The sequence below is a fragment of the Morganella morganii genome (genome assembly GCF_019243775.1).
GTDB lineage: Bacteria > Pseudomonadota > Gammaproteobacteria > Enterobacterales > Enterobacteriaceae > Morganella > Morganella morganii.
This window is the reverse complement of the sequence record NZ_CP069157.1, coordinates 2,372,290-2,398,853: the sequence shown is the minus strand read 5'-3', so window position 1 is coordinate 2,398,853 and position 26,564 is coordinate 2,372,290. Positions and strand designations below refer to the sequence as shown.

The following is a 26,564-nucleotide window of genomic DNA, read 5'->3' as shown; positions in this document are numbered from 1 at the left end:
CAGGCAGACAAAAAATGTTTCAGGGGATCAGTGCCGGGAACTCTGCCTCTCCCCGGGAGTTGATTTTTCAGTTAACTGACCTGATGACACAGCTTTCCGTTAATGTGCTGGATATCGGTTTTGGTACCGGAATGTCTGGCACGGACTGGCACAGGATATCCCGCAGGAATTATTTGCCAAATATGATGTTATTTGTCTGCCGGATGTGATTGAGCATCTGGACAGAGATACCGCCATTGAGCTGGTCAGATATATCCTGACCAACATGAATGATAATGCCCGCTTTTTTATCAGTACGCCATTGTGGTTTTATCCTCAGGACACAATACAGGAAGGTGATCTTGAAAAGCACCTTATCGGTGTGCCGGTATCCTCAATGATGGCAATGCTGCCGCAAATGTATTCAGTGAATAATCCCCTTATAGGCGGGTTTATTTACGGCAAAGTCAGTCTTGATTATGCAGATATGTTCAGCCCGGTCACGAATCCGGCATTTTCTCAGGAGCAGGGACAGGCTATCGCCCGCGCGATCAATTTTGACTGCACGCCGGGTAAAGTCACCCGTCTGCAGTATGAATAAAAAAATAACAGCCTGAATGACAGGCTGTTATTGATCACTGCGGGTTGTTTTTATTGGCGACAATCTGATACCCGCAGCTTGTCGCCAGGATAAAAATTAACAAATGGTGTAACGGATATGAATGATGATGTCGGTCAGGCTGAGTAGCAGTGGTTTCTGCTTCTCACCGGTTGCGTCCGGGAAGCTCAGGGTCAGGCTGTTATCATCATCCACCGGGATACCTTCAAACGGCAGCCAGCGGCCGTCATTGAAATCAAGCCGGAACAGGCCGTCATCATTGATACCGTGGGATAGCGCAATGGCTTTGCAGCCGGCCGGCAACGAGTTACCGCCATAGCGGAATATGGCCCGCATATCCTGATAGGGCTCTACGAGTGCCGGTAATGTCACACTGATCTGTTTGATACGGCGTGTTGTGCCCAGAGCCTCAGGGTAGTCATCTTTAATGTTCAGTGCTTTCAGGTTGAACGCAGCATGCAATTGGTTATCGGCGGTCATTGAAAGCCCGGTTGATGCCGGTATATTCCCGCTGCCATTACCTTTCAGGAGGTCAGCAATTCCTTCTGCCAGAGTCACATTGTCAGTACGGTACACTGCCGCCAGAGAAACAGTACGGGTGACCTCCAGTGAGCGACTATCCCGTTTCAGCCATGCCTGTTCCATCTCTGCCAGGTTCAGCAGCAAAGACTCCCCGGCCATCAGCCCGGCGTTATTGCTCTGCCATGCGCCTGATTTGATGTAGCGGGTAGCCGTATCATTGGTCTGCCATGCGTAAGCTTTTTCCGCCATCATGCAGCGTGCCGCTGTCAGGTCATAGAAGCGGTAATAGATGGATGCCAGACGGCCGCGCAGCCAGCTGTAGAGCGCTTTATTACTGAATTTGCGCTGCAGGAATTCCAGTTGTGCCTGAGTCTGCGCCTGCTGGATTTCCATGTGTTCGCGCTGCATCTCTGTGGCGGTACGGCGGACAGCCAGGGCTTCCAGTTGGGCATCAATCTGTCTGATTTCAGATTCGGCATTATTTTTCTGGATTTCCCATTCCTGACGGCGGCGGCGCCATGCTTCAGACTGGCTGATATTATCCGCAGTAATTTTGGTGGCGGAGGCTGCCAGGCTCATACCTGCACCAATTGCTTTCGGGATACCGCCCCAGCGGCTGCCCCCCACGGCCACGCCGAAGATGTTCGGAGCCATATCGGCAGCGGCGGCGGCCATATCCAGCACGCCAATGGAGGTGCTCAGTATTGCGGAAGAGAGGTACAGATCCATGGTCCGTTTTTCTTCCGCACTGACATTTTCATCATACAGGGCGCGGTAGCTGTCAACGCGGGACTGTGCACCGGCACGGCTCTGTTCCAGTATTTTCTTCTCGGCATCCAGTTCGGTGAGAGCCTGTTCCTGCATACGCAGGGAAGAGAGCATCAGCTCACCGGCCTGGTTTTGCAGCAGTTCACTCATCGCCTCCGCATCCCGGCGCTCAATCAGCCCCAGGAGGGTGGAACCGAACTGCATCAGCTGCCCGGTCAGTGAACGTGCACTGTCCAGTGCCTGCGGGAAGCGCATTGCCGGGATGTCAGCAGACGGTAAAGGTTTGCTGCCACCGGAGGCTGCGGCTGCGGCACTGAGCAGTGCGGCCGGGTCTGCCGGTGCGGCAAAAATTGGCAGTGATAACGGCTGACCATCAATGGAGAGATTATTACGCAAGTTAAACAGGCGCATTTCCAGCATCTGCCAGTAGCCGAGCAGTTTTTCGTTTTGCTGTGGCCGGAACAATCCGGTCAGGGTATTAGCAGTGCGGACGTCAGGCAGCAGACCGCCGCTGCGGATACGGCTGATTTCGTCATGAAACTGTTTTGCCTGAGTTTTATCTGCTGCATTACTTAGTGACGGATTTTCCCAACCATTACTGAAAATGCTGACAGGTTTATCCCCGAGCAGCCCCAGCGCCTGCATATACCACATTTTGGCTTCATTAAGGGTATCGCGTTCCTGCATGCGGTAAGCTTTGTCACCACGGGCAATCAGCAGATCCAGCAGTTTCATCAGGGTGCTGACTTTGTAATGCATCGGATCATTCTGGGCGACCGCATCGGGATCAACCGAATCCAGCGGGTCGGCGTTCCAGGACGTGTCTTCTTTCAGCGGACGCACGCGCCAGTCACCGGCACCGCTTGCAGCAGGCTGCCAGATATAGCTTAACCAGCGGTTAGCTTCGGTAAAGTTTTGCTCCTGCAACAGACGTGTTGCTACCATCATCGGAGTGTAATAGAACAATTCCCAGAAATAAAGGGCATTGGCACCGCTGAAATCCATCGGTTCACCGGATTGTAATAAACCGGTGACGCCGTTTTCTGCCAGGCCGGCGAAGGTGCCGTTGTTAACGCTTTTATCCAATGTCCAGCCTTCAGGATTATTATCGGTACGGAACAGCAGGATTTGTTTTGTTGCTTCTTTCTGGTATGTAGCATTGAGATATAAAGTATCCTGCTGCGCACCAGCAGACTGACTCACCGCATTTTTTCCGGGTTTAATCAGCGGAATAAATAATTTTACTTCTGTATTATCGGTAACACTGAGTGAGCCACTGTAAACAGGAAATTTGCCGGAGCCTGTGGCATCATTGCTGTAATAAATCGTAAATGCCCGGTTAGTGCCGTGGGTATTTTTGTCATACGGTTTCAGTGTCAGTGTGACATAGGTGCCCTGTCCCGGTTTCGGTTCAGGCAGATACTGGGTTTCAGGGGATAATATTGCGTCAATTCCGTTATTGGCACGCTCAATTAACTGGCGGGTGAACAGTGTGTTTAACCGGGTACGGTAACCATCCCATTCCATATATTGAGCGCCGTCCGGCGTGGTGTACAGGGAGATGACTTTTTGAACTGGATCAGTTTTTTTTATAACCAGTTTATAAGTGGTAGTAGCTGCAAGAACATCTGTATTCTTGAACCTGACTTTTATAGTACAATCCAGGTTATTAATATCTGCACCAGCGGGAATGGTTATAGACAGTTTCCCAAACGGGAATGCCAGTGTTTCTCTTGAGACTGTCGGGTATAATGGTGGCCGGAGTCCGACGTCACTACCTGTTATTGTTTCAAATTTCGTACTATTTAGTTCAATCTCCATGGAGATATCATCTGAACTGATTGTTTTGACTTGTGCTATCATTTTGCCCAAGCTAAGCGTGCCCAGTTTTTTTTTCACCAGTGCTGATAGTATATTTATCTTCCTCCAACGTTAACCTATCGTCGGTAGCATCTCCATATGTATAATACAACGCTGATGTTTCTTTGTGCTTTATAAAGAAACTCTCAAGTTTACGCCCTACCAGCTCAAGAGGAGTAATTAGCGGATAATTTTTACCAATGGAAAGAGAAATGTGTTTTTTCGGTGGCTTGTTATTATAAGTATATACAGCACAAGCATTAACCTTATCGGATATAGCATTATTGGCAGGCTCCATTTTTTTTTGATTCCGGAGCATAAACCGTACCGGAATGAGAGTTAAGATGAGTAATATATTTCTCGCGATAAAAATCAGGAATATCGCTAAATAATTTATAGGGGGTGATGTTAATATAAGCAGTAGGGTTCAATATCAGTGCAGATATACTGTTTTCAGTTTTGACAGTATAGTCGCCATGGGAGATGACCAGATCAATTTCTTTATTCCCCTCTTGTTTTTCCAGGGTAAATTCGAAAGAGGATATACGATTCAGGAGGGTGTTTACCCTGACGGTAGTTTCTGTATCTAATTGATGGGTAACCGTGGCTAATATTCCTGCTATATTCGGTTCTTTTTTACAGCTCATGTCCGGCTGAATATGTAGCCCGAAGCTATTGGGCTGTGTTTCCTTTTCTATTTGATACCAGGCAATGAGCAGTGAATTATCTTCCTGGCTGGCGGCACAGTACAGACCCGTTTTTTTTCCACCGGATATGTTTTTTTCAGTAATATCATAACTGAACGGCGAAGCCCAGCTGCCATCATATTTGACATGTGTCAGCTTCAGGGTAAAAGATGCCGTATCTTTACCGGTGTTATCTTTCTGTACTTGTTTTTCAATCCATAACAAATAAAGACGTGAATGGAAAATCACCGGACGCACCATATCCCCATAAGGATTCACCGCACAGGTAATTTCTTTCCAGTCACTCCAGGCATTGGCGGCAAAACGGCCATTCTGACATTTACTGTGATCGGCTTTGCGCCAGTAATATTTTTTTCGGCTCAGTCTGGCTGGTACCGATAAACCAGGTGTTACCCTGATTAATATTAACCGTATCATGATAACCGCTGACCACTTTCAGGTCAGCGACCTGCTCAAAGGCGGTCAGGTACTGGCGGAAGCCGTTTTCCAGGGTATCTTTGTTGAGCTCACTTTGTGAAAGCTGCTCCAGCATGGTGTTCATCATCCCGGTCTGACCGGTACGGAGGGTCGGATCAACGAAGTTTTCAGGGTAATAGACTAACTGAGACACACCCGCCCAGGTACTGTAGCGTTTATTACAGGCATCCCAGTCTTTAAAGAACTGACGCTCAAGAGCGTCACTGTCAGCACCCGGCTCATCACCGGCAATAGTGCGGTTAATATAGAGCTGAATACCGGCGATGGCATCTGCCAGCAGGGTGGTGGTGATTTCAGCGCTGACTTTTCCGTCCACCAGCAGATTACGCCAGATATCATCACGGTCTGCCACCGGGTTGTTCATAACCAGAGAGCGGTACTCCCCGCTGAGGGCTTCATTGCGGCGCGGCTCAGACTGATTTTGCAGTTGTTTGGTCTGTTGTTCGTTCAGACCGGCCTGTAACAATCCGGCCAGTGCGGAGAGGTCTGTATAAAAAGGTCTCACATTTTCAGATACCGTCAGCAGAGTAGTGATATCTTTCGGGGTGATATGCAGGGTATCTGCCAAATCCAGCCGTGGCGGCAATACGGCCAGCTGTGCCCATGTGGTCAATTCCGGTTTTTGTCCGGCCAGTGTCAGTGCCTGAGTAATCACCTCTTCTGACAGATTCAGTGCTTGTGCCAGAATTTTAACTGTCAGTGTCCCGCTTTGCAGTGCATCCAGTACCGTACCGGCCTGTTCACCGCAGCGGTTAATCAGGTTATGGAAATCACTGATGTTATACAGTTCAGTAATGGTTCCGGCCGGTGCACCCTGTGACAATGTCTGAAGTTCGGCATTACTGAGTGTAAAGGTGCGAATGACCAATACACGCTGTGCCAGTGCCTGACACCATGCCGCCAATTTTTCCTTGTCGCCGGCCGTCTGCCCTTTTTTGATAATAAGCTTCCTGGCCTCACTGGTGGTGAGTATCCCTGCGGGATGATTGTTATCCAGCCAGCGCAGCAGAGCTTCCCCTGATTCCGTGATGTCCAGTTGCATAGCCGCAGTAATCACCGGTGCCATGGTGGTATACAGCGTTTTTGTATTGGTTTTGTCAATACCACCATTGCGCAGGAGATCCAGCAGGACCTGCATCTCTTTGGTCGGCGCCGCCGGAGATATTTTATCCAGCAGCAGCATCAGTTGTTCAACCGTGATATTTTGTGTATTCAGCCATTGGGTGATCCGGGACAGAAAAGAGAGCATTTTCTGGCGTGTTTTGCCATCTAAAGCGTAAACGTTCATTGAATTGTAAGGGGAAATCTGCAGCAGGGCATCCAGTTGTGCTACTGTCAGGTTGTGCACATCCGCCAGCAGACGAACAAATAACAGACCACGAAGTTTTTCTGTCTTGTTTTCGATAGTTTTGGATTTGTTTTCACGATTTGTGATAACAAGCAGTTGCCACAAGCCGGTATTATCTACCCGGAAAGCGCGTTTCAGGACTTCACGACGCGGGTCTCCGGCATCCGGTTCCATCAGAATATCATCACCACCTAAAGTGTAAGTTACACCATTCAGCGGCGGATTATTAAACAGGCGGTCAAAATGGCTGAGCTGCCCGTCATAGCTGATTCTGCTGATACCGGCGTTACACAGCATTAATGCTGTTTCAGTATCAATACCGTAACGTTTACGGTAAAGCAGCGTTTCGGTGAAACGGCGTAATTCGTATTCGCTTGAATCATTTCTTACGTGGATTAATGCATGTTGTGTTTCGTGCGGGGTCATACCGCTGACTTTTGCCAGACGCAGTGTTTTGTTGAGTCTGAGGAGCCATATACCCGGTTCTGCATTGGGATGGATGGTGAAGGTGGCTGAGGTGTAATGATTTTCGTCGCTGGCAGGTTCTGGTTTTTTTTCTGGTGATGCCGATTTTAGTTTTTTTTTTCTAAAATTTTAGCATCCAGTGTGACGGGGATACTGTAGTGCTCCCCGGCCAGAGGAACAAAACCATTTTTATCTGCCAGATTATTAAACGATTTATTATAGCCTATACTAAAATGCGTCGCGTCTTTTTTGGTTTTCTTTACACTAAAATTAACTAAAAACTGATTACCGCCCTGCGGAATTAAATCAATATAGTCAGCCTGTTTTTCATCACTCTGTGTTTTGGCCAGTTCACTGAATGTAATTTTTCCGCCAGTGTTTATTGCCGGTATTACCAGTTTATTATCGTCGTTATATACATCCGGTGTTGGTAACCGGCCTGTTATTTCGGCAGCAATAAGGGCCTGAATGTCATCTGCCGGAAGCTCATAATAATTGGCCAGCGCATCCAGAGTCATCAGGTCTTTAATCTTAACCTTCGGGAAGTTTCTTTTGAGAGAGTTTTCCAGATCGGAGCCGGTTAATGACTCTGTGTCTTCTGTCAGTATGTTATATAACTTTGGTGAGATACCGGCGTCGTATGCCGCCAGTATGGCAAACTTCGCAGGGTTGCTGAGAATATTATCCGGCAGGACAAAATTCCGCTGTGCCAGGGCATTATGTATTCCCTCAAACGGCGCGTTATACGGGGTTACACCACTGCGGCGGGAGGTCGCCAGGGTTTCATAATATTTGTTTTTGTCTGTCTTACCGGTTTGCGCCATCAGCGCCGTTTCCAGTTGCTCATTAGCCAGTGACAGAGCAGAGATTTCGTTATCCAGATTGTCCTGAGAGAGCACCAGTTTTGCCAGGTCCTGACGGCGCTTATCCAGATTACGGTCACTGTCTTTTGGATGCAGTCCCCGTGCTTCACGGTACAGCTCAGTCAGATAACCGGCAGGGGAAAACATGGAAGAGACGGCGCCGGGTGCGACAAATTTCTCTGCACGCGGCGGAATAATATCATCATAGCCATATGGGGTGGCGCCGTAATAACGGGCAGTATTCATTTCTTTTTTCAGCAGCGGGTTAGCGCGGGTCAGCATCCGGGCGGTATAGAGAATGTTGTTTTGCTTTTCTTTTTGCGCTGCACGGTGTAGTAACTGTGCTTCTTCACGCGATAACCGGCCTGTGTTTTGGCTGCGGATCTCTGCAAGGGACATCGGCATAAAATCTGCCAGTGTCACGGTTGTTTCACCGCTGCGTTGCTGATTCAGTTTTTCAAGAATTCGGGTTATTTGATCCATTGATAATGGCCTCCTAAATATGAAATTTAGTTAATGACATAAGTGTGTACCTTGTAGTACTCCTTAAATTCATTGTTTACCGGTGTTATATTTCTAAAAAAATGAAATCATTGATATATATTACTGAAATTGAGTGTCGGTTTTGGAATGAGGATAGTCAATCAGAACGATTAGCATGATGTGCTGATTTTGATGGAAATTAATTATCTATATGATTATTAATCATAAAAAAAGATATTACGCGAGCGGGAGTAATGAGCTGATTTTATTGTTTTGCTTTTATCATCAATTTTATTTATATAAAAAGTGGTGTCGGTGAAATGACAAAACGAATGCGATCCGTATGGATTATTCGCCGGGCCCGGTTTTTTCTGCGGTAAAATGAACGTTTCTTTGAGTTGAGTGTCTGTAGCATGTAGAATGCTGCCAATAAGTCTATTAACCAGCAATATAGAGTGTTGGCTTTGAGTCCTTACAGGTGTCCAAAGCTAGTTTTATAGGGCATTACAAAGAAGAATTTTATCTTGAAAATCAACCATATACGAAATTTTTCCATTATTGCTCATATCGATCACGGTAAATCCACGTTATCAGATCGCATTATTCAGATTTGCGGCGGCTTATCCGACCGTGAAATGGCAGCGCAGGTTCTGGATTCAATGGATCTGGAACGCGAACGCGGCATTACCATCAAAGCACAGAGCGTGACGCTGGATTACACCGCACAGAATGGTGAAACGTACCAGCTCAACTTTATCGATACCCCGGGACACGTTGACTTTTCTTATGAGGTCTCCCGTTCACTGGCTGCCTGTGAAGGGGCGCTGCTGGTGGTTGATGCGGGGCAGGGGGTTGAGGCGCAGACGCTGGCAAACTGCTATACAGCGATGGAAATGAACCTGGAAGTTGTCCCGGTTCTGAACAAAATTGACCTGCCTGCTGCCGACCCGGAGCGGGTGGCGGAAGAGATTGAAGATATCGTCGGGATTGAAGCCGCCGATGCGGTGCGCTGCTCGGCGAAAACCGGTGTGGGCGTGACCGATGTGATCGAACGCCTGGTACGTGATATTCCGCCGCCGGAAGGTGACCCTGATGCGCCGTTACAGGCACTGATTATTGACTCCTGGTTTGATAACTATTTAGGGGTTGTGTCTCTGATCCGGATTAAAAACGGCACACTGCGCAAAGGCGACAAAATCAAAGTGATGAGCACCGGTCAGGTGTATAACGCCGATCGCCTCGGGATCTTCACACCAAAACAGGTCGATAAAGAGATCCTCAGATGCGGTGAAGCCGGCTGGGTGGTCTGTGCGATTAAAGACATTCTCGGGGCACCGGTCGGCGATACGTTAACCGGCGCACGCGCACCGGCGGATAAACCGCTGCCGGGCTTTAAAAAAGTCAAACCTCAGGTCTATGCGGGTCTGTTCCCGGTCAGTTCTGATGACTATGAAGCTTTCCGTGATGCACTTGGTAAACTGAGCCTCAACGATGCTTCCCTGTTCTATGAGCCGGAAAGCTCTACCGCACTGGGCTTCGGTTTCCGCTGCGGCTTCCTGGGTCTTCTGCATATGGAGATTATCCAGGAGCGTCTGGAGCGTGAATATGACCTCGATCTGATCACCACCGCGCCGACCGTTGTTTATGAAGTGGAAACCACCAGCGGTGAAATCGTCTATGTCGACAGCCCGTCCAAATTGCCGCCGCTCAACAATATTGAAGAGCTGCGCGAGCCGATTGCGGAATGTCATATGCTGCTGCCGCAGCAATACCTCGGTAACGTGATTACCCTGTGTATCGAAAAACGCGGTGTGCAGACCAATATGGTTTATCACGGTAATCAGGTTGCTCTGACCTATGAAATTCCGATGGCGGAAGTGGTGCTCGATTTCTTCGATCGCCTGAAATCCACCTCACGCGGCTACGCATCACTGGATTACAACTTCAAACGTTTCCAGGCGTCTGACATGGTGCGTGTTGATATCCTTATCAACAGTGAGCGGGTGGATGCACTGGCACTGATTACGCACCGCGATAATTCTATGTACCGCGGCCGTGAGCTGGTGGAGAAGATGAAAGACCTGATCCCTCGTCAGCAGTTTGATATCGCGATCCAGGCTGCCATCGGTATGCATATTATTGCGCGTTCAACAGTGAAACAGCTGCGTAAAAACGTTCTGGCGAAATGCTACGGCGGTGACGTCAGCCGTAAGAAGAAACTGTTGCAGAAACAGAAAGACGGTAAGAAACGCATGAAACAGGTCGGTAACGTTGAGTTACCGCAGGAAGCGTTTTTAGCCATTCTCCATGTCGGCAAAGATTAATCATTCAGCAGGTTGTAAGGAGACATAATGGCGAACACCTTTGCGCTGATCCTGACCCTGGCAACGTTGGTTACCGGGATCATCTGGGCGGTGAATAAATTTAAAATTCAGCCGGCCCGTAAGAAAAAACTGGCGCGCATGGCGGAGCTGACTGAAGGAACCATGGATCAGGCCCATCTGGCTGAGACTGTGGCCAAACCGGGCTGGGTGGAAGGTACCGCATCCCTGTTCCCGGTGCTGGCGATTGTCCTGATCGTGCGCTCATTTATTTATGAGCCGTTCCAGATCCCGTCCGGGTCCATGATGCCGACGCTGTTAATCGGCGACTTTATGCTGGTGGAAAAATACGCGTACGGGTTAAAAGACCCGATCACGCAGACCACCCTGATCAAAACCGGGGAGCCGAAGCGCGGTGATATTGTCGTGTTTAAATATCCGGAAGATCCGCGTGTCGATTATGTCAAACGTGTGATTGGCCTGCCGGGCGATAAAGTTGTTTATGACCCGTATGCCAAAGAGTTACAGGTCTATCCGGGCTGTACCAAAGACCAGAGCAGCTGTGAAACCCTGCCGGTCACCTATGGTCAGGAGTATGAAAGCGAGTGGGCTATCCGCTGGGAAAAATCCCCGCTGGGCGGCTCCTTTATGAGTGGCGGCGCACGTCAGTTCCCTATCGAAGATGATATGGAAGTCGGTTATCGTCGTCAGGCGGAACGGATTGAAAACCTGGGGCCGGTTGCTCACCATATTCTGACTGTTCCGGAAATCACCCCGGACAGCATCAGCGGGCAGCGCCTGTTCCGTCAGCCGGGATTACCGGAGTACACCTGGGTGGTGCCGGAAGGGCATTACTTTATGATGGGTGATAACCGCGATAACAGTGCGGACAGCCGCGTCTGGGGATTTGTGCCTGAGCAAAACCTGGTCGGCCGTGCAAGCTTTATCTGGTTAAGCCTTGAAAAACAGGAAGGTGAATGGCCTACCGGTCTGCGCCTGAGCCGTTTCGGACGGATAGAATAGAAAAAACAGAATTTGCTGAGCATTACCTGTAATCACAGTGTAGAATATGCCCCGCAAAATGATTGGCTCCCCGGTATACGGGGAGCCAGTGCAAACGCAACAGTTTTGTATCGCGGCTTTTCGCGGCTACAGGTCTGTTGCGTGTGCGTTTTATAAACATCCTAATTTTTGGTCGCACATGAACCCGATAGTGATAAACCAGCTGCAGCGAAAACTCGGCTATACTTTTACCCGTCAGGACTTATTAATGCAGGCACTCACTCACCGCAGTGCCAGCAGCAAACATAACGAACGCCTGGAATTTCTCGGCGATTCTATTTTAAGTTTTGTTATTGCCAATGATTTATATCACCGCTTCCCGAAAGTGGATGAAGGGGATATGAGCCGGATGCGCGCCACACTGGTGCGCGGAAATACCCTGGCGGAACTGGCCCGCGAATTTAACCTCGGCGAATGTCTGCGCCTGGGGCCCGGGGAACTGAAAAGCGGCGGCAGCCGCCGTGAATCGATCCTCGCGGATACCGTCGAAGCCCTGATTGGCGGGATTTTTCTCGACAGTGATATTCAGACAATTGAGCGGATTATCCTCAGCTGGTATGAATCCAGACTGAACGAAATCTCGCCCGGGGATAAACAAAAAGACCCGAAAACCCGGTTACAGGAATACCTTCAGGGGCGGCATCTGCCTCTGCCGAACTACCTGGTTGTTCAGGTAAAAGGTGAAGCTCACGATCAGGAGTTCACCATTCACTGCCAAATCAGCGGTGTTGAACAGCCGGTAAAAGGAACCGGTTCCAGCCGCCGGAAAGCCGAACAGGCCGCGGCGGAACAAGCATTAATTTTGTTGGAGCTTGAATGAGCGAAGAAAACACCTATTGCGGCTTTGTCGCGATAGTCGGACGTCCCAATGTGGGCAAATCCACCTTACTGAACCAGTTACTGGGGCAGAAAGTCTCTATTACCTCGCGGAAACCGCAGACCACGCGGCACCGCATTATGGGGATCGATACACAGGATAATTACCAGATTATCTATGTGGATACCCCGGGGCTGCATATTGAGGAGAAACGGGCAATCAACCGCCTGATGAACCGTGCGGCCAGCAGCTCCATCGGTGATGTTGAGCTGGTGATTTTCATGGTTGAAGGTACCAACTGGACGCCGGATGATGAGATGGTACTGAATAAAGTCCGCTCTCTGCGCTGCCCTGTACTGCTTGCCATCAACAAAGTGGACAACGTGGAAGATAAAACCAAACTGCTGCCGCATATTGCGTTCCTCAGCCAGCAGATGGATTTCCTCGACGTGGTGCCGCTCAGTGCAGAGAAGAAAATGAACGTCGATACCATTGCGAACATTGTGCGTCAGCATATTCCGCAGGCGCCGTTCCACTTCCCGGAAGATTACATCACTGACCGTTCACAGCGTTTTATGGCCTCTGAAATCATCCGTGAAAAACTGATGCGTTTCCTCGGCGATGAACTGCCGTACTCGGTGACTGTGGAAATCGAACAGTTTGTTGTGCAGGACAACGGCGTATTTCAGATCAACGGTCTGATCCTCGTTGAGCGCGAAGGCCAGAAAAAAATGGTTATCGGCAACAAAGGCAGCCGTATCAAAACGATCGGGACTGAATCCCGTATTGATATGGAACGCCTGTTTGATGCCCGTGTTCACCTCGAACTGTGGGTGAAAGTCAAAGCCGGCTGGGCAGATGATGAACGTGCTCTGCGCAGCCTGGGTTATGTTGACGACCTGAAGTAACGCACCAATGGACGGCTGGCAGCGCGCATTTGTACTCCATAGTCGCCCTTACAGTGAAACCAGCCTGATGCTGGATGTGTTCACTGAACAGGAAGGGCGGCAGCGCCTGCTGGCGAAAGGGGCACGCCGCCGCCGTTCCGGTCTCAAAGGGGCATTACAGCCCTTTACGCCGCTTCTGATCCGCTGGGGCGGGCGCGGGGAACTGAAAACCCTGCGTGATGCGGATCCTATCTCCCTTGCATTACCTCTGAGCGGTACCGTCCTTTACAGCGGCCTGTATATCAATGAGCTGCTCTCCCGTGTGCTGGCTAACGGCGTCACCTATTCCGCCCTGTTTTTTGATTATCTGCGCTGCCTTCAGTATCTCGCGGCCAGTGACACCACACCGGAGCAGGCACTGCGTCAGTTTGAGCTGGCACTGCTGCACCATATCGGCTACGGCGTGGACTTTCTCCACTGTGCGGGCAGCGGACAGGAAGTCTCTGATACCATGACGTACCGCTACCGTGAGGAAAAAGGCTTTATCGCCAGCCTGGTGATGGATAACAGCAGTTTCACCGGCCGTGAACTGAAAGCACTTGCCGCCAGGGAATTCCCGGATGCGGAAACTTTACGTGCCGCCAAACGCTTCACCCGCATCGCTTTAAAACCCTATCTCGGCGGAAAGCCATTGAAAAGCCGCGAATTATTTCGTCAATTTGTGCGCCCGCCGTTGGTTTCAAAGGAAATGGCCGCAGTGGTTCCTCTTCGTCTGAAAAAGGTTAAACTGAATAACAAAAGTTACCCGGAGGATGATAAAAAATGAGTGAAGTTTTATTGGGTGTAAACATTGACCACATTGCAACTGTCCGTAATGCACGCGGCACCAACTATCCTGACCCGGTTCAGGCGGCATTTGTCGCAGAGCAGGCGGGGGCGGAAGGTATCACTGTGCATCTGCGCGAAGACCGCCGTCATATCACCGACCGTGATGTGGAACTGCTGAGACAAACCATTCAGACCCGTATGAACCTGGAAATGGCGGTCACTGATGAAATGGTCGATATCGCCTGCCGTATCAGACCGGCATTCTGCTGTCTGGTACCGGAAAAGCGTCAGGAAGTTACTACGGAAGGCGGTCTGGATGTTGCCGGTCAGAAAGAAAAAATCGCCCGTGCGGTGAAACGTCTGACTGAAGCCGGAATTAAAGTCTCCCTGTTTATCGACCCTGACCATACCCAGATTGATGCTGCGGACGATGTCGGCGCGCCGTTTATTGAGATCCACACCGGTGCTTATGCGGACGCGGAAACGTCTCAGGAAGAAGACAAAGAATTTATCCGTATCAAAGATGCGGTTGCCTATGCGGCTGGTAAGGGCCTGAAAGTGAATGCCGGACACGGTCTGAACTATCACAACGTCCAGCGTGTTGCGGCACTGCCGGCGATTTATGAGCTGAATATCGGCCATGCGATCATCGGCCGTGCGGTCTTCAGCGGACTGGCTGCTGCTGTTGCGGATATGAAAACCCTGCTGCGGGAAGCCCGTCGTTAATGGCAATTGTCGGCATTGGTACAGATATTGTTGAAATAAGTCGTATTGAAGCGGTTATCGGGCGTTCCGGCGACCGCTTTGCAAAACGGATCCTCAGTGACGCGGAATGGGACGTGTACCGGCAGCATAAACAGCCGGTGCGCTTTCTGGCCAAGCGGTTTGCGGTTAAAGAAGCGGCATCCAAAGCACTGGGCACCGGGATCCGTCAGGGGCTGGCGTTTAACCAGTTTGAAGTCAGTAATGATTCACTCGGCAAACCTAATCTGACCTTTCTCGGCTATGCCGGAGAACTGGCTGCCGCCCGTGAAGTCACACACTACCATGTCTCTATTGCCGACGAGCGTCATTACGCTTGTGCTACGGTTATTCTCGAAACAAACACCTGAAATTGCGCCCTCTGCGGGCGCATCATTACGCTTAAATCTTATCGGCGTGATACATCAGCACAAACTTATCCCACAGCATTTCCTGTGTTTCGGTATGCTCAGGATCGATAATAATGGTGTTGGTAATCGGACAGACTGACTGGCAGGTCGGTTTATCATAATGCCCGACACACTCAGTACATAAATCAGGATTAATTTCATAGATAGAATCCCCCATTGAAATTGCTTCATTAGGGCACTCAGGTTCGCACATATCGCAGTTTATGCAACGTTCGGTAATCAGTAACGCCATAGTCGCTATCACCATATAAATTATTTAAAATTCAGTAACTTATATCTTGCACTTATACGTTACTCTCTGCCGCTTCCGGCAGTGTTCCCGGAACTGATTATAGCGGCTTTTATCGGTTGGTAACACCCGGTAAAGCTGTTACAGATGACAGTATGCCCAAAAATTTCCGGAACGGAGATAAAGTGGCCTTAAAAGCTGAGTTGTGCACAGAATTAAATTAATGTACCGGTATACTGAGTCAGGACATGATTTTCATCATAGATGTACATTTTCAGGGAACAGAGACATGGATGAGCTGGTGAAGAAAAAATATAATATAGCGTTCTCGGTATTATTGCTGATTGTGCTATCTGCTGTTTATATATGGTTATCGGTAGTGTACTTTTCAGACTATATAAATAAAAAAGATATTATCAAGGTTCATATTGGTCAGTTTTTTATACTTTCTGTACCATTGTTACTGTACTTTGCATCAGGCAGTATCATGATTTTTTTAAATAAAGAAAAATTTCTTAAAAAGCATAAATTTTTCAAAGTGTTATTTTATATATTCCTTTCTTTGGCTATTTTTTCATTTTATTTTATTAATAATCGGTCCGATGTACATGGATAAAAAACTTATATCTGAGGGATATATCGAATGCCCGAAAGCCTCATTCAGGTCATCAACGGTTTATGTTGCTGATACTGGTTTGTGCAAAAAATAACAGGGAGTGTATTCCCTGTTATTTTTTCAGATCACAGATTATCATCAATCAATATTTGTGGTGTCAGTCGCACAGACTCTCAGGCGATGTCCGTCGGGGTCGGTTGCCACGAAAGTGTAGCCGAAATCCAGCATTGCGGGTTTCATAATAATCTTCGCATCCAGTTCACTCCATTTGCGAAAAATCACATCAACTTCCCGGTTACTGATATCTGACATGCATATTTCCGTACCGCCAATATGTGGTTGTGGTGCAGGGTCGATACCGGATTTTGCCTGAAGTCCTAATATCATATCGTCCGATAAGGCAAAAACAGAAAATTCACTGTATTGTTCAACAGGCTCTGCATTAAGAAGTCTGGTGTAAAAACGGGTACTTTTCTCAACGTCGCTGACGTACAGAATAATGCTGTTTGGTTTAAACATGCTGCCTCCTGTGGTTTTTCATATCATAGCCCCGTTGAATGACAGAAATTGTCAGCAGTGATAAATCCGGAATAGTGCCACCGGGGTTACCTGTGTATTTTTATAAAAAAATAATAATGATCTGATGTGATTGGTAAATCATTATTTTGATGTTATTTGTTTTTCCGGAATAAAGGGCCGAAGTATTGCTGTGGCTTTATTATTTATTGCCGGAAGTGTAACATTTGCAGAATAAAATATATTGTAACAGTGAAAAAATTATCTTGCACAGTTGTGGCAGGAATTGCTGACACAATTTATATCGGTATGAATCAACAGAACAGGGACTTCCTGTATATTCTTCACTCAAAGCAACAGGTATGCAATGAAAAATATCAACACATTGAAGTCAATCACAAATCAGGGAACCGGTAAATTTGTATTGCTCAGCATATTAACTGCGGGTATTTATCCGATAATGTGGGCCTGAAAAAATACTGATGCCTTTAATTCAGAGCTGAAAATGAAACCATTTGAAAGTTCAGTGTTCATTTATCTGGCGATTGCAATGGGGGTGTCTTTATGGATGTATTCAGCTTTATGAGTGATGCCTATAATTACGGGTATATCGCTGAATCAAACAATATTTATGATATATTGGGTACTATCATCACAATCGGGATGACTGTTTTCTGGATTGTCTGGGCATTTAAGATGAAGAGCGCTTTAGAATATTATGCAGCAAAAGAATTCGGCATTTCTCTGCGTCTTAACGGATTCTGGACATTTTTATTTCAATACTTCTATATCAACTACTGCATGAATGCGCTGGAAGAAGATTTTGCCAAGGAAAAAATGCTGGCAGATGTCCGGAGTAACTACTCAAATAACAGTACGGATGATGATGAAAATAAAAATTAATTTACTGTTACCTCTGTGCCTGCTTCTTTCAGCGCCGGCGCTGGCGGTTGACGAATAAATACGCTGTTAATTCCTGCCTCTGAAAACGGGCTGTTAATCTGTGATAGCGGCCCGTTTATTTCAGCTACTTCCCTCAGATGCACATGTTTAAATCAGTGATTTATACCCGTTCAGTAAATAAGGCGCCAAATGCCAGACCGTATCATTATCGGTAAATTGCACATTCATTTTCAGCATCATATTTTCTGACAGGCAGAACGGGAAGAAATGATATAAGTGCATGACAAACATAAAGGCATCGCCGGTATTGTCATATTTATGCGGATCAAGAGTCATTGTCAGATCCAGACAGCGGTAAGGTTTTCCCCGGACAAGGCGGTCATCCAGTACTGAATCAACCGCGTGAATACCGCTCAGCAGCTGGTTTATCTGTTTGCAGCGCTGCCGGTCTGTATCCTGATACAGCACATAGTCGCTGATCAGCTGTTTTACCGAATCCACTGACGACAGCATAAAGCTGTTGGCACTGTAGTGTGACAGCAGATTCCAGTAAGCGTGATTATCCGTTATCGGCGGGTAGCACGGCGTGCATTGTGTGATGCCGGTGGCTTCCAGCAGATCCGGCAGCAGCGGGCGGAATATGATTATGACATCTCCGGGCACAGAACCGGCGGCCACTCCTGGCCACATTCATTAAAAATTATTTTAAAAACCATAACTATTTTGATAAATAACAAGTCTGCTTTGTGGTCACCATGTTACGGTCGGATAAATATTGGCCAGGCGGGAGCGGGATATGCCTTATTTATTCTTAACGCTGGCGGCGTGTTTCTGGGGCGGGAACTATGTTGTCGGGCATCTTTTGGTGACAGAAGCCGACCCGGTGATTTTATCGCAACTGCGCTGGCTGGTGACGGCGGTTTTACTGATGACGCTGTATTTCAGTCAGGTGAAACAGCAGTGGGAATTCATGAAAAAGGCAAAAGGGATAATTCTGTTTCTGTCATTATGCGGACAGGTTTTATTCCCGGTCACATTGTATATTGGTCTGCAATATACCACAGCACTTAATGCTGCTATTTATATGTCGGCAACGCCGTCAATTGTTTTACTGATCAATGCGCTGGTGTTTAAAGAAAAAATTCAGGGGAAAAATTATATCGGCGTATTATTGAGTACGTTAGGTGTGATTTATCTGATATTTAAAGGTAATCTGAATTTTTCAGAAGTGATCAGTCATCTGAATAAAGGAGATTTGTGGGCACTGGGGTCCGCCATCAGCTGGGCGTTGTATTGTGCTTTTTTAAGACTGAAACCCCGTGAGGTGAAAGGTAATGCATTTGTGGCCATCAGCTCGGTGACCGGCAGCCTGATGATGTTACCAATACTGATTATTTATCTGTTTTCACATGATTTTCAGATCAGCAATATGGGAAATTATGCCTCGCCGCTGTTTATATCCGGGCTTGCCTATCTGGTTATTTTTCCGTCTTGGCTATCATACCTGCTGTGGAATAAAGGTATCCTGACTATCGGTGCAACAAGAGGGGAGATTTTCTCTCACCTGATCCCACTGAGTGGCGGTTTCTTTGGTGTTCTTTTCCTCAGTGAAAAATTACACAGTTTCCATTTTTTAAGTGGTGCTTTAATTATTTCCGGAATTTATTTTTGTTCTTCTGCGAAAAAACAGGGGTAAAGTAAAGGGGGATGATGCTTGTTATTTTTTATTTATTTCCATTGGTAAATAATAATGGAGTGTCATTAATCCCGATTATTTTAAAAATTAATATCACAGGCGGCCGGGTGCCGGGACATAAAAATCCATCTCCTATGATAAAGAAACTGGCCACATCGGTACTGGTACAATCAAATACTAAAAAACAAACCAGAGCGATATTGAAACTCTGGCCTCTGATGTACTGAAAAGTGATCAGTATGATGAAAAAGCCAAAGCTTTTGCGGCATTGGAACTGTCTCAGGCTAATAAAGAACGATTCAGTCCGTGTAAGTAATGTGTTATTTAATAACAGTCAGTAATTAAAATTGAAGTGTAAGATAAATAATGAAATTATTTTTTATTGAAGAGGGGTGATAGGTAATGTCTGATTATATTGTCGCTGTGAATAATAAATAAGACCACGGATTAGTTAGCATGAATACCGGTATATACGGATTATTCTCTGTTTTTCATGATGTAAAAAAGGAATTCTTGATTAAGATTTAAATAATATGGAGTATATATGCACATACCATGACGTTATCTGTAAACCTGTGTGTCGCTATATGACTTTTTTATTGATAAGGATATCCGTATGAAAGAATTATCTGTTCGTGAGTGTGACGCTGTCATCGGCAGCGGAATCGCTGATTTTCTCCGGCCGGGAAGCGGTGATGTTTCTCCGTCGGTAACACCGGAAAAAACCGGTGGTCAGTTGATTATCGGCGGGGGAATCGGTCTGGGCTTCGGGGGATTCCCGTTTATCGTCGGTGTTTTCATTGGCGGGATCATTAAAATTCCCCGCTGATACAAAGATAATAAATAAGGTCACTGCGGTGACCTTTTTTGTGCCCGGAAGAAAGTGAAAAGAATAAAAAAACCCGGACACAAAACGTGACCGGGCGGAAAGGATATAGGTATGATAATCATGAACAGTATGGAAAGTTCATGTGTGTATAATAAAGGGAGCTGTCTAAACAAAAGCACAACACAAGGCCGTTACAGGGAAACTGGTGGCAGGTGTTGTTTTATACGGTGTCACACCATAACCGCTTCCGGGAGACTGCTGTGTATTTTGTTCTTACGGCACGGTGGCTTGTCCGCCGGTACAGGAAGCCGCGCTGACGGGGAAAAAATCCTGCTGCTGTCAGTCGTCCGGGGATAAAAAAATACCCGCACAGGTTAGTGTGCGGGTAAATCATGTCAGAACGTGTACCTGCACAGTCAGGAGCAGGTCAGTAATGTGAATATCAATTAATTAAAATTGCTTATCAATATAGTCGCTGTACGGAAGATGTACAGCATAAAAATGTATTTACGGTTATTTTTAGTATTTACACGTAGTTGTTTATATCAGGCCGGGTTTATGTGTTGCGACGTGATTTATCCAGCAAATACAATATATTGACAGGGTGTTGATCAGGTTTTTTCGCGGGAAATAAAAAATTCTCTGAACAAACGAAACCGGTTCAGAGGCGTCAGGCGTTACTTTCAGCTTGGTAACATCTTAAAGATAGTTAAATTATATGAATTAGTCAAAAAATGACTGATCAAAAAAATGTACTTTTGCCGGGAAGGAAAGGGAGAACAGAGTATTGCACAGCATCATAAATAAAAACGCCTTTCAGTTTTGATATAACACTGAAAGGCGTTCAGAGAGACAATACGTCTGCGTTCATTTAATCATCCCATTTCGGGCTCATGACGGTGGCAAACAGACAGGATAAGATAATAAATCCGAGTGTCAGTAAAAACATATATTCTCCTTAATATAACTTTAGTCTGATCCGATAAACATTCTCCGGCGGAAGGTAATAAATCATAATGTGTCTTCACTGACTGATTCTACCTGATAAAGCCGGTAACTCAATGAAAGAAAACTGATTTATTGTCATGATTTGTCATCTTTGTCCGGGGTGTGCTGACAAAGAATAAAGTATGTAAATAAAAACAGCAGAAATGAAAATATCCGTCGCAGCAAAAAAAAGAGTGGCAATAAGATATAAAGGTTGTACATTGTCAGCATGATGAATAATAAAATTCCAGGCTGTTTATCACACAATGCTTTCTGGTGGCGCACAACATGCGGCGCCGGTTTTGTTATTCAGTTTTAATTGCAAAAATCGCCGCCGGAGTGCGGCGATTTCATTTCAGACATATTGCATTCACCCCGGCGGCCTCTGATCACAATAAAAGAGGAAATCGTATGTCTGTTCATCACACCCAATCCGTTATTCTGACCGGCGACCGTATCACCGGGCCGTTACACCTCGGACACTATACCGGCTCGCTGCAACAGCGGGTCAGACTTCAGCATTCTGCCGTGCAGTATATTCTGATGGCGGATATGCAGGGACTGACGGATAACGGTGCGCAACCCGAAAAAGTAAACCGTTATTTTTATGATGTAGCGGCGGATTACCTGGCGGCAGGCATCGATCCCGCCCGTTCGGTGATTTGTCTGCAATCGGCGCTGCCCGCACTGGCTGAACTGACACTGCTGTATCTCAATCTGGTGACCGTTTCCCGGCTGGAGCGGAATCCGACGGTTAAACAGGAAATCATTCAGAAGCAGTTCTCCCGTACACTGCCGGCCGGATTTCTGATTTATCCGGTCAGCCAGGCGGCGGATATCACTGCGTTTAAAGCTGATCTGGTGCCGGTCGGGGAAGATCAACTGCCGATGATTGAACAAACCAATGAGATTGTCAGCAAAATCAATCATGTTACCGGGCAGGAATTACTGGTTCACTGCCGTGCTGAAGTCGGTAAAACCGGCCGCCTGCCGGGGATTGACGGTAACGGTAAGATGTCCAAATCACTGGGAAATGCCATTAATCTCTCTGTCAGTGCGGATGACCTGACGCGTGCCGTCAATGCTATGTTTACCGATCCGCAGCATCTGCGGGTGTCTGATCCCGGCCGGATTGAGGGCAATGTGGTGTTTGCGTATCTTGATGCGTTTCATCCGGATACAGCCCTGGTTGCTGAGATGAAAGCCCGTTATCAGGCGGGCGGTTTAGGCGACAGGGAGTGCAAATCAGTGCTGAACGAATGCCTGCAGGCACTGCTGGCACCGATCCGTGAGGAGCGGGCGCGGCTGATGGCGGATAAACCTTATCTGCTTTCGGTTATCCGCCGCGGGACAGAAAAAGCGCGGGAAGTGACACAGCAGACGCTGGATCAGGTAAAAAGAGGAATGGGGCTGCTTATTTTTTGAACCGCATTTTTTGCGGATTATGCTGAATAAGCAGGATGCGATTGATTCCCGTTTGCGGGAGGTCTACTATATGAACCATATCTGTTTTATATATGGTTTATCAGTTAAGGATTTCACGTGGGTATTGTTAAAATCTCCGATGAATTACATGAATATCTGCGCCGGGCGAGCACAGTGATGTCGCGCTCTATCAATGCTCAGGCAGAATTCTGGATCAAAATCGGAATGCAGGCTGAAATGAATCCGGATAAAACCTTCACAATGCTTGTCAGCGAAATGCTGGAAAAAGAGTCTGTCAGCCGGAAAGGAGAACAGCATGAGTAGTATCGTTATAAAAACACCTGAAGAAATTGAGCTGATGCGGGAATCAGGCCGTCTGCTGGCAAGCGTTTTTGCCATGCTGGACGATTTCATTAAACCGGGTGTTTCCACGCTGGCGATTAATGACAAAGTTGAAGATTATATTGTGAATACCCTTCAGTCACGCCCTGCCAGTAAAGGACAGTACGGGTTTCAGTATGTGCTGAATACCTCGCTGAATGAAGTGGTGTGCCACGGCGTTCCGAAAGCGGACGAACTGGTGAAAGATAAAGATATCATTAACGTGGATATCACACTGGAAAAGAACGGCTTTATTGCCGATTCCAGTAAAATGTATGTGATGCCGGAAGCATCGCCGCTGGCCCGTAAACTGGTGAAAACCACCTATGATGCCATGTGGGAAGGTATTCAGCAGGTGAAACCGGGCGCGACGCTGGGGGATATCGGTTCAGCTATTCAGCATTACGCGGAATCACGCGGCTACAGCGTGGTGCGCGAGTATTGCGGTCACGGTATCGGCCGTGAGATGCATGAAGCCCCGCAGGTGCTGCACTATGGTGTGCGCGGTAAAGGAACGGAACTGAAAGAGGGGATGACCTTTACCATCGAACCGATGATTAACCAGGGCGGCGCGAAAATCAAAACCAAAAAAGATGGCTGGACGGTGGTGACGCGGGATAAAAAATTATCCGCGCAGTCCGAACACACCATTCTGGTGACCGCGACCGGCTATGAAGTGTTAACTCTGCGTGCGGATGAAACATTACGCTGATTTTTATCTGTATAAACAACAGAGTGTGCAAAGCCCGGCTGCGACCGGCTTTTTTTATCAGAGCAGATCAGGCCTTCAGAAAGCGCAGAAACTGTTCATACAGCACGCCGCCCAGCGTCTGTGCGGTGTAGTGTCCGGACTGCGGCAGGGTATCCACCGCCGCATGCATACCGTGATAAATAATCATGGCCGTGATATCCGGATGTGCCACCCGCCAGTGACTGTGCTTCTCACCTTCCGCAATCAGGGCAAGCAGCTGATTCAGCACTGCATTTTCATGGTCATTGCCCTGCTGGTGAAATCCCTGATGGAACAGGACATCATGCAGTTCCTGTTTTTCAGTATAGGCCGTGACAGAACGATCACACCAGGCTGCCAGTCTGGCATCCGCATCACCTGCCGCACAGGCATCCATCGCCTGCTGAGTCTGTGACAGAAACCAGTCCATATAACGGTGGCGTAATGCCTCGTAAATGTCCGGTTTGGCGGCAAAATAGTGGTAATAGGTTCCCTTGGCGACACCGGCCCGCGCCACAATGTCACTGACCGTAGTGGCATCAAATCCCTTTTCGAGAAACAGTGATTCGGCGGCATCCATCAGTTCATTGATCCGGACATCGGCAGGTTTAAAACGGGGTTTGTGTTCTGCTGACTGAGTCATAAACGTGCCTTGTATAACGGAAAACCCTCATTATGCCATTTCCGGGGTATGAAGGCGAAAAAAATGCGCAAATGAAATACGTTCTCATTTTGATTGACCGTCGGTCAGTCAATGTGTATTCTGCCTCTGTGAAAGGAGAACACTATGAACAGACTTCGTTATTTTGCCGTTACTACCGCGATTTGCCTGGGTACTTTTATGGCAACGCTGGATATCAGTATCGTGAATGTGGCACTGCCGGCCATTCAGCATGATTTGGATGCACCGATGGTGTCATTACAGTGGCTGATAGATGCTTATACATTGTGCTTATCCGCCCTTATCCTGTCCGCCGGTCCGCTGAGTGACCGTTACGGGCGCAAAAAGATGTGGCTGGCGGGAGTACTGATTTTTACCTTTGGCTCACTGCTTTGTGCACTGGCGGATACGCTGCCGTTGCTGCTATCAGGACGGGTGGTACAGGGGATAGCGGCGGCGTTACTGATCCCCGGAGCCTTGTCGCTGATCACGCATACTTTTGCGGATAATCAGCAGCGGATCCGTGTGATTGGTATCTGGTCATCGGTCAGTGCGCTGTCACTGATTACCGGACCGATCCTCGGCGGCGTGCTGGTGCATACCACCCGCTGGGAAGGCATTTTTCTGATCAATATTCCGGTTGGTATAATCACGTTTCTGCTCGGGCAGTACGGCATCCGTGAAAGTGCGGATCCGGAGAAAGCGGCGTTTGATCCGGCAGGGCAGTTACTCAGTATCGCAGCGCTGGGCTGTGTGACATACGGGCTGACAGAGGCGGGTATTCATGGCTGGCTGCATCCGCTGACGCTGTTAACTGTCACCGGCGGAATTATTTTTCTTTTATTATTTCTGTACACCGAAAGCCGGGTGGCAAAACCGCTGCTGCCGCTGGCGGATTTCGGACGCCGCGAGTATCTGCACTATAATCTGGCCTCGTTTGTGATTGGTTTTGCGGCTTACACCAATGTGTTTTTTATCGCGCTGTTTTTACAGAAAGCGCAGGGCTGGAATGCCCTTGAAGCAGGATGGCGGATGTCGCCGGAATTTATCGCCATGGCGCTGTTTGCATTCTCTTTCGGGCGGATCGCCCGCAAACTGAGTATCCGGCTGATCCTCGGCACCGGTCTGCTGCTGACCGCAGCGGCCTGCGGGCTGATGACTTTACTGACGCCGTATACGCCGTATCCGCTGACAGGGCTGATGCTGTTTATGCTCGGCACCGGTATGGGATTATCGATTCCCGCCACCGGGGCGCTGATTATGCATGCCGCTGATCCGGCGCGTTCCGGCGTGGCATCGGCGACACTGAATATGATGCGCCAGACCGGTATGACGCTGGGGGTGGCACTGCTTGGTACACTGATGATACAGCGGGCGGTCAGTATTGCGCAGCACCGTCAGCTGCCGTCTGCAGAGCAGCTTATTACCGGCGCACTGAGCGGAGAACTGACAGTTGCCGTGCAGAATACAGTTTATGAAGCCTTTGCGGGCGGGTTTAATCTGGCAATGGCAGGCGCAGCATTATCGGCAGTATGGGTATTTATCCTGATATTTTATCCCCGCGGCCGCAAAATGCCGCAGGAAAACGGGAAAATAACCTTATAACAGAGTGGGTATATCCGTGGCATGTATTTTGTGATTTATTAATCTGAACACAAAATAATAAAAATCAGCAGTAAATTTGCACACACCACGGAGGCGTTATGTTTGAAAATCTGGGCATACTGAATATCGGTACTTATATTATCGGCGTTATTTTTATTATCCTTGTGCCGGGGCCGAACTCACTGTATGTCCTTAAATCCAGTGCGACATTCGGATATAAAAAAGGTTACCAGGCCGCACTGGGCGTATTTACCGGTGATGCGGTACTGATCATGTTGTCATTTCTGGGCGTGGCCTCAGTGATTAAAGCCTCTCCGGCATTATTTACCGCCGTGCGTTACCTCGGTGCTGCGTATTTATTGTATCTGGGACTGAAAATCCTCTATGCCACTTTTATGCAGAAGAAGGGGCATCATGAGGATAAGCCGCTGAAAGCGGAAAATGCCTTTAATAAAGCCCTGATCCTGAGCCTGACAAACCCGAAAGCGATTCTGTTTTATGTCTCTTTCTTTATCCAGTTTATTGATTTTAATTATTCTCATCCGGCGGTGAGTTATGGCGTGCTGGCGCTGATTCTGGAAACGGTCAGTTTTTTGTATCTCTCCTTTTTAATTTACAGCGGCACTAAATTATCACAGTTCTTCCGCCACAAAAAACAGGCGGCAAAAGTGGGCAACAGCACCATCGGACTGTTTTTTATGGGCTTTGCCGCCAAACTGGCGCTGTTTACGGCGTAAAGAAACTGCCTGCCTGACAAAAGTGACGCTATACTGTGCCTGATTTTAAATAAGCAGGTATCCACGTGACT

At 47.8% G+C, this 26,564-nt stretch carries 27 protein-coding genes and 1 pseudogene; 18 read left to right on the top strand and 10 right to left on the bottom strand.

Annotated features, from left to right (window positions below):
• The first annotated feature begins 205 nt into the window (after positions 1 to 205).
• Positions 206 to 580 (top strand): hypothetical protein, encoded by a 375-nt coding sequence (locus JL661_RS11600; RefSeq protein ID WP_004241910.1) that lies wholly within the window; start codon positions 206 to 208, stop codon positions 578 to 580.
• A gap of 96 nt (positions 581 to 676) precedes the next feature.
• Here JL661_RS11600 and JL661_RS18455 read toward each other — a convergent pair whose 3' ends face one another.
• The 5 genes from JL661_RS18455 to JL661_RS18435 form a co-directional block, all read right to left on the bottom strand.
• Positions 677 to 3,415, bottom strand: a complete 2,739-nt coding sequence (locus JL661_RS18455; protein ID WP_247718665.1) for a Tc toxin subunit A-related protein — start codon at positions 3,413 to 3,415, stop codon at positions 677 to 679.
• A 346-nt stretch (positions 3,416 to 3,761) separates the two neighbouring features.
• Positions 3,762 to 4,046, bottom strand: a complete 285-nt coding sequence (locus JL661_RS18450; protein ID WP_247718664.1) for a hypothetical protein — start codon at positions 4,044 to 4,046, stop codon at positions 3,762 to 3,764.
• A complete protein-coding gene (locus tag JL661_RS18445) occupies positions 4,030 to 4,872 on the bottom strand; it encodes a neuraminidase-like domain-containing protein (RefSeq protein WP_247718663.1) in 843 nt (280 codons plus the stop codon). The genes JL661_RS18450 and JL661_RS18445 overlap by 17 nt, the downstream gene beginning before the upstream one ends.
• Positions 4,775 to 6,706 (bottom strand): neuraminidase-like domain-containing protein, encoded by a 1,932-nt coding sequence (locus JL661_RS18440; RefSeq protein ID WP_247718662.1) that lies wholly within the window; start codon positions 6,704 to 6,706, stop codon positions 4,775 to 4,777. Before JL661_RS18440 ends, JL661_RS18445 begins: the two co-directional genes overlap by 98 nt.
• Before the next feature lie 146 nt (positions 6,707 to 6,852).
• Positions 6,853 to 8,091: a Tc toxin subunit A gene (locus JL661_RS18435; RefSeq protein ID WP_247718661.1), complete on the bottom strand. Its 1,239-nt coding sequence runs from the start codon at positions 8,089 to 8,091 to the stop codon at positions 6,853 to 6,855.
• Positions 8,092 to 8,621: 530 nt separating this feature from the next.
• On the opposite strand from JL661_RS18435, the gene lepA reads away from it, so the two are divergent.
• From lepA to acpS, 7 genes and pseudogenes are all read left to right on the top strand, one after another.
• Complete coding sequence (gene lepA / locus JL661_RS11590; protein ID WP_032098592.1) at positions 8,622 to 10,415, top strand: translation elongation factor 4; 1,794 nt, start codon at positions 8,622 to 8,624, stop codon at positions 10,413 to 10,415.
• Between the two features lie 27 nt (positions 10,416 to 10,442).
• Positions 10,443 to 11,435, top strand: coding sequence for a signal peptidase I (lepB, locus tag JL661_RS11585; protein ID WP_004236987.1), 993 nt, complete (start codon positions 10,443 to 10,445; stop codon positions 11,433 to 11,435).
• 178 nt (positions 11,436 to 11,613) lie between these two features.
• The gene (gene rnc, locus JL661_RS11580) at positions 11,614 to 12,294 is read left to right on the top strand and encodes a ribonuclease III (RefSeq protein WP_004236985.1); all 681 of its coding nucleotides are present in this window, start codon (positions 11,614 to 11,616) and stop codon (positions 12,292 to 12,294) included.
• Positions 12,291 to 13,199 carry a GTPase Era gene (gene era / locus JL661_RS11575; protein WP_004236984.1) on the top strand — a complete coding sequence of 303 codons (909 nt, stop codon included), beginning with the start codon at positions 12,291 to 12,293 and terminating at the stop codon, positions 13,197 to 13,199. The genes rnc and era overlap by 4 nt, the downstream gene beginning before the upstream one ends.
• A 7-nt stretch (positions 13,200 to 13,206) precedes the next feature.
• Positions 13,207 to 13,911 (top strand): annotated as a pseudogene (recO, locus tag JL661_RS11570) (DNA repair protein RecO); the annotation flags it as partial.
• An 89-nt stretch (positions 13,912 to 14,000) separates the two neighbouring features.
• A complete protein-coding gene (pdxJ, locus tag JL661_RS11565) occupies positions 14,001 to 14,732 on the top strand; it encodes a pyridoxine 5'-phosphate synthase (protein WP_004236982.1) in 732 nt (243 codons plus the stop codon).
• Entirely contained in the window at positions 14,732 to 15,118 is a 387-nt protein-coding gene (gene acpS, locus JL661_RS11560; protein ID WP_004236981.1) for a holo-ACP synthase, read from the top strand. Before pdxJ ends, acpS begins: the two co-directional genes overlap by 1 nt.
• Positions 15,119 to 15,149: 31 nt before the next feature.
• Here the strand turns inward: acpS and JL661_RS11555 are convergent, their stop codons facing one another.
• Complete coding sequence (locus tag JL661_RS11555; protein WP_015422607.1) at positions 15,150 to 15,410, bottom strand: YfhL family 4Fe-4S dicluster ferredoxin; 261 nt, start codon at positions 15,408 to 15,410, stop codon at positions 15,150 to 15,152.
• 286 nt (positions 15,411 to 15,696) lie between these two features.
• On the opposite strand from JL661_RS11555, the gene JL661_RS11550 reads away from it, so the two are divergent.
• On the top strand, positions 15,697 to 16,023 hold the full coding sequence (locus JL661_RS11550; RefSeq protein ID WP_062772451.1) for a hypothetical protein: 327 nt from the start codon (positions 15,697 to 15,699) through the stop codon (positions 16,021 to 16,023).
• Positions 15,956 to 16,117, top strand: coding sequence for a DUF1240 domain-containing protein (locus JL661_RS18430; RefSeq protein WP_311409808.1), 162 nt, complete (start codon positions 15,956 to 15,958; stop codon positions 16,115 to 16,117). Before JL661_RS11550 ends, JL661_RS18430 begins: the two co-directional genes overlap by 68 nt.
• 44 nt (positions 16,118 to 16,161) lie before the next feature.
• Here the strand turns inward: JL661_RS18430 and JL661_RS11545 are convergent, their stop codons facing one another.
• Positions 16,162 to 16,542, bottom strand: a complete 381-nt coding sequence (locus tag JL661_RS11545; protein ID WP_036418490.1) for a VOC family protein — start codon at positions 16,540 to 16,542, stop codon at positions 16,162 to 16,164.
• A 561-nt stretch (positions 16,543 to 17,103) separates the two neighbouring features.
• On the opposite strand from JL661_RS11545, the gene JL661_RS11540 reads away from it, so the two are divergent.
• Positions 17,104 to 17,442, top strand: coding sequence for a hypothetical protein (locus JL661_RS11540; protein ID WP_004236976.1), 339 nt, complete (start codon positions 17,104 to 17,106; stop codon positions 17,440 to 17,442).
• A 147-nt stretch (positions 17,443 to 17,589) separates the two neighbouring features.
• On the opposite strand, the gene JL661_RS11535 is transcribed toward JL661_RS11540, so the two are convergent.
• Positions 17,590 to 18,105 (bottom strand): type VI secretion system baseplate subunit TssF, encoded by a 516-nt coding sequence (locus tag JL661_RS11535; protein WP_225310101.1) that lies wholly within the window; start codon positions 18,103 to 18,105, stop codon positions 17,590 to 17,592.
• Between the two features lie 133 nt (positions 18,106 to 18,238).
• Here JL661_RS11535 and JL661_RS11530 point away from each other — a divergent pair, with 133 nt between their 5' ends.
• Entirely contained in the window at positions 18,239 to 19,138 is a 900-nt protein-coding gene (locus JL661_RS11530) for a DMT family transporter (RefSeq protein WP_004241939.1), read from the top strand.
• A 616-nt stretch (positions 19,139 to 19,754) separates the two neighbouring features.
• Positions 19,755 to 19,967 (top strand): hypothetical protein, encoded by a 213-nt coding sequence (locus JL661_RS11525; RefSeq protein ID WP_004236972.1) that lies wholly within the window; start codon positions 19,755 to 19,757, stop codon positions 19,965 to 19,967.
• Positions 19,968 to 20,838: 871 nt separating this feature from the next.
• Here JL661_RS11525 and JL661_RS18740 read toward each other — a convergent pair.
• The gene (locus JL661_RS18740) at positions 20,839 to 20,916 is read right to left on the bottom strand and encodes a hypothetical protein (protein ID WP_463844058.1); all 78 of its coding nucleotides are present in this window, start codon (positions 20,914 to 20,916) and stop codon (positions 20,839 to 20,841) included.
• A 449-nt stretch (positions 20,917 to 21,365) separates the two neighbouring features.
• Here JL661_RS18740 and trpS point away from each other — a divergent pair, with 449 nt between their 5' ends.
• From trpS to map, 3 genes are all read left to right on the top strand, one after another.
• Entirely contained in the window at positions 21,366 to 22,379 is a 1,014-nt protein-coding gene (gene trpS / locus JL661_RS11520) for a tryptophan--tRNA ligase (RefSeq protein WP_036418495.1), read from the top strand.
• A gap of 117 nt (positions 22,380 to 22,496) precedes the next feature.
• Positions 22,497 to 22,703: a ParD-like family protein gene (locus tag JL661_RS11515; RefSeq protein ID WP_004241949.1), complete on the top strand. Its 207-nt coding sequence runs from the start codon at positions 22,497 to 22,499 to the stop codon at positions 22,701 to 22,703.
• Positions 22,696 to 23,472 carry a type I methionyl aminopeptidase gene (gene map, locus JL661_RS11510; protein WP_004236966.1) on the top strand — a complete coding sequence of 259 codons (777 nt, stop codon included), beginning with the start codon at positions 22,696 to 22,698 and terminating at the stop codon, positions 23,470 to 23,472. The genes JL661_RS11515 and map overlap by 8 nt, the downstream gene beginning before the upstream one ends.
• Positions 23,473 to 23,539: 67 nt before the next feature.
• Here the strand turns inward: map and JL661_RS11505 are convergent, their stop codons facing one another.
• On the bottom strand, positions 23,540 to 24,133 hold the full coding sequence (locus JL661_RS11505; RefSeq protein ID WP_004236965.1) for a TetR/AcrR family transcriptional regulator: 594 nt from the start codon (positions 24,131 to 24,133) through the stop codon (positions 23,540 to 23,542).
• Between the two features lie 144 nt (positions 24,134 to 24,277).
• Here JL661_RS11505 and JL661_RS11500 point away from each other — a divergent pair, with 144 nt between their 5' ends.
• Together JL661_RS11500 and leuE are read left to right on the top strand one after the other, a co-directional pair.
• Positions 24,278 to 25,756 (top strand): MFS transporter, encoded by a 1,479-nt coding sequence (locus JL661_RS11500; protein ID WP_062772454.1) that lies wholly within the window; start codon positions 24,278 to 24,280, stop codon positions 25,754 to 25,756.
• 98 nt (positions 25,757 to 25,854) lie between these two features.
• The gene (gene leuE / locus JL661_RS11495; RefSeq protein WP_004236962.1) at positions 25,855 to 26,493 is read left to right on the top strand and encodes a leucine efflux protein LeuE; all 639 of its coding nucleotides are present in this window, start codon (positions 25,855 to 25,857) and stop codon (positions 26,491 to 26,493) included.
• The last annotated feature ends 71 nt before the right edge of the window (positions 26,494 to 26,564 follow it).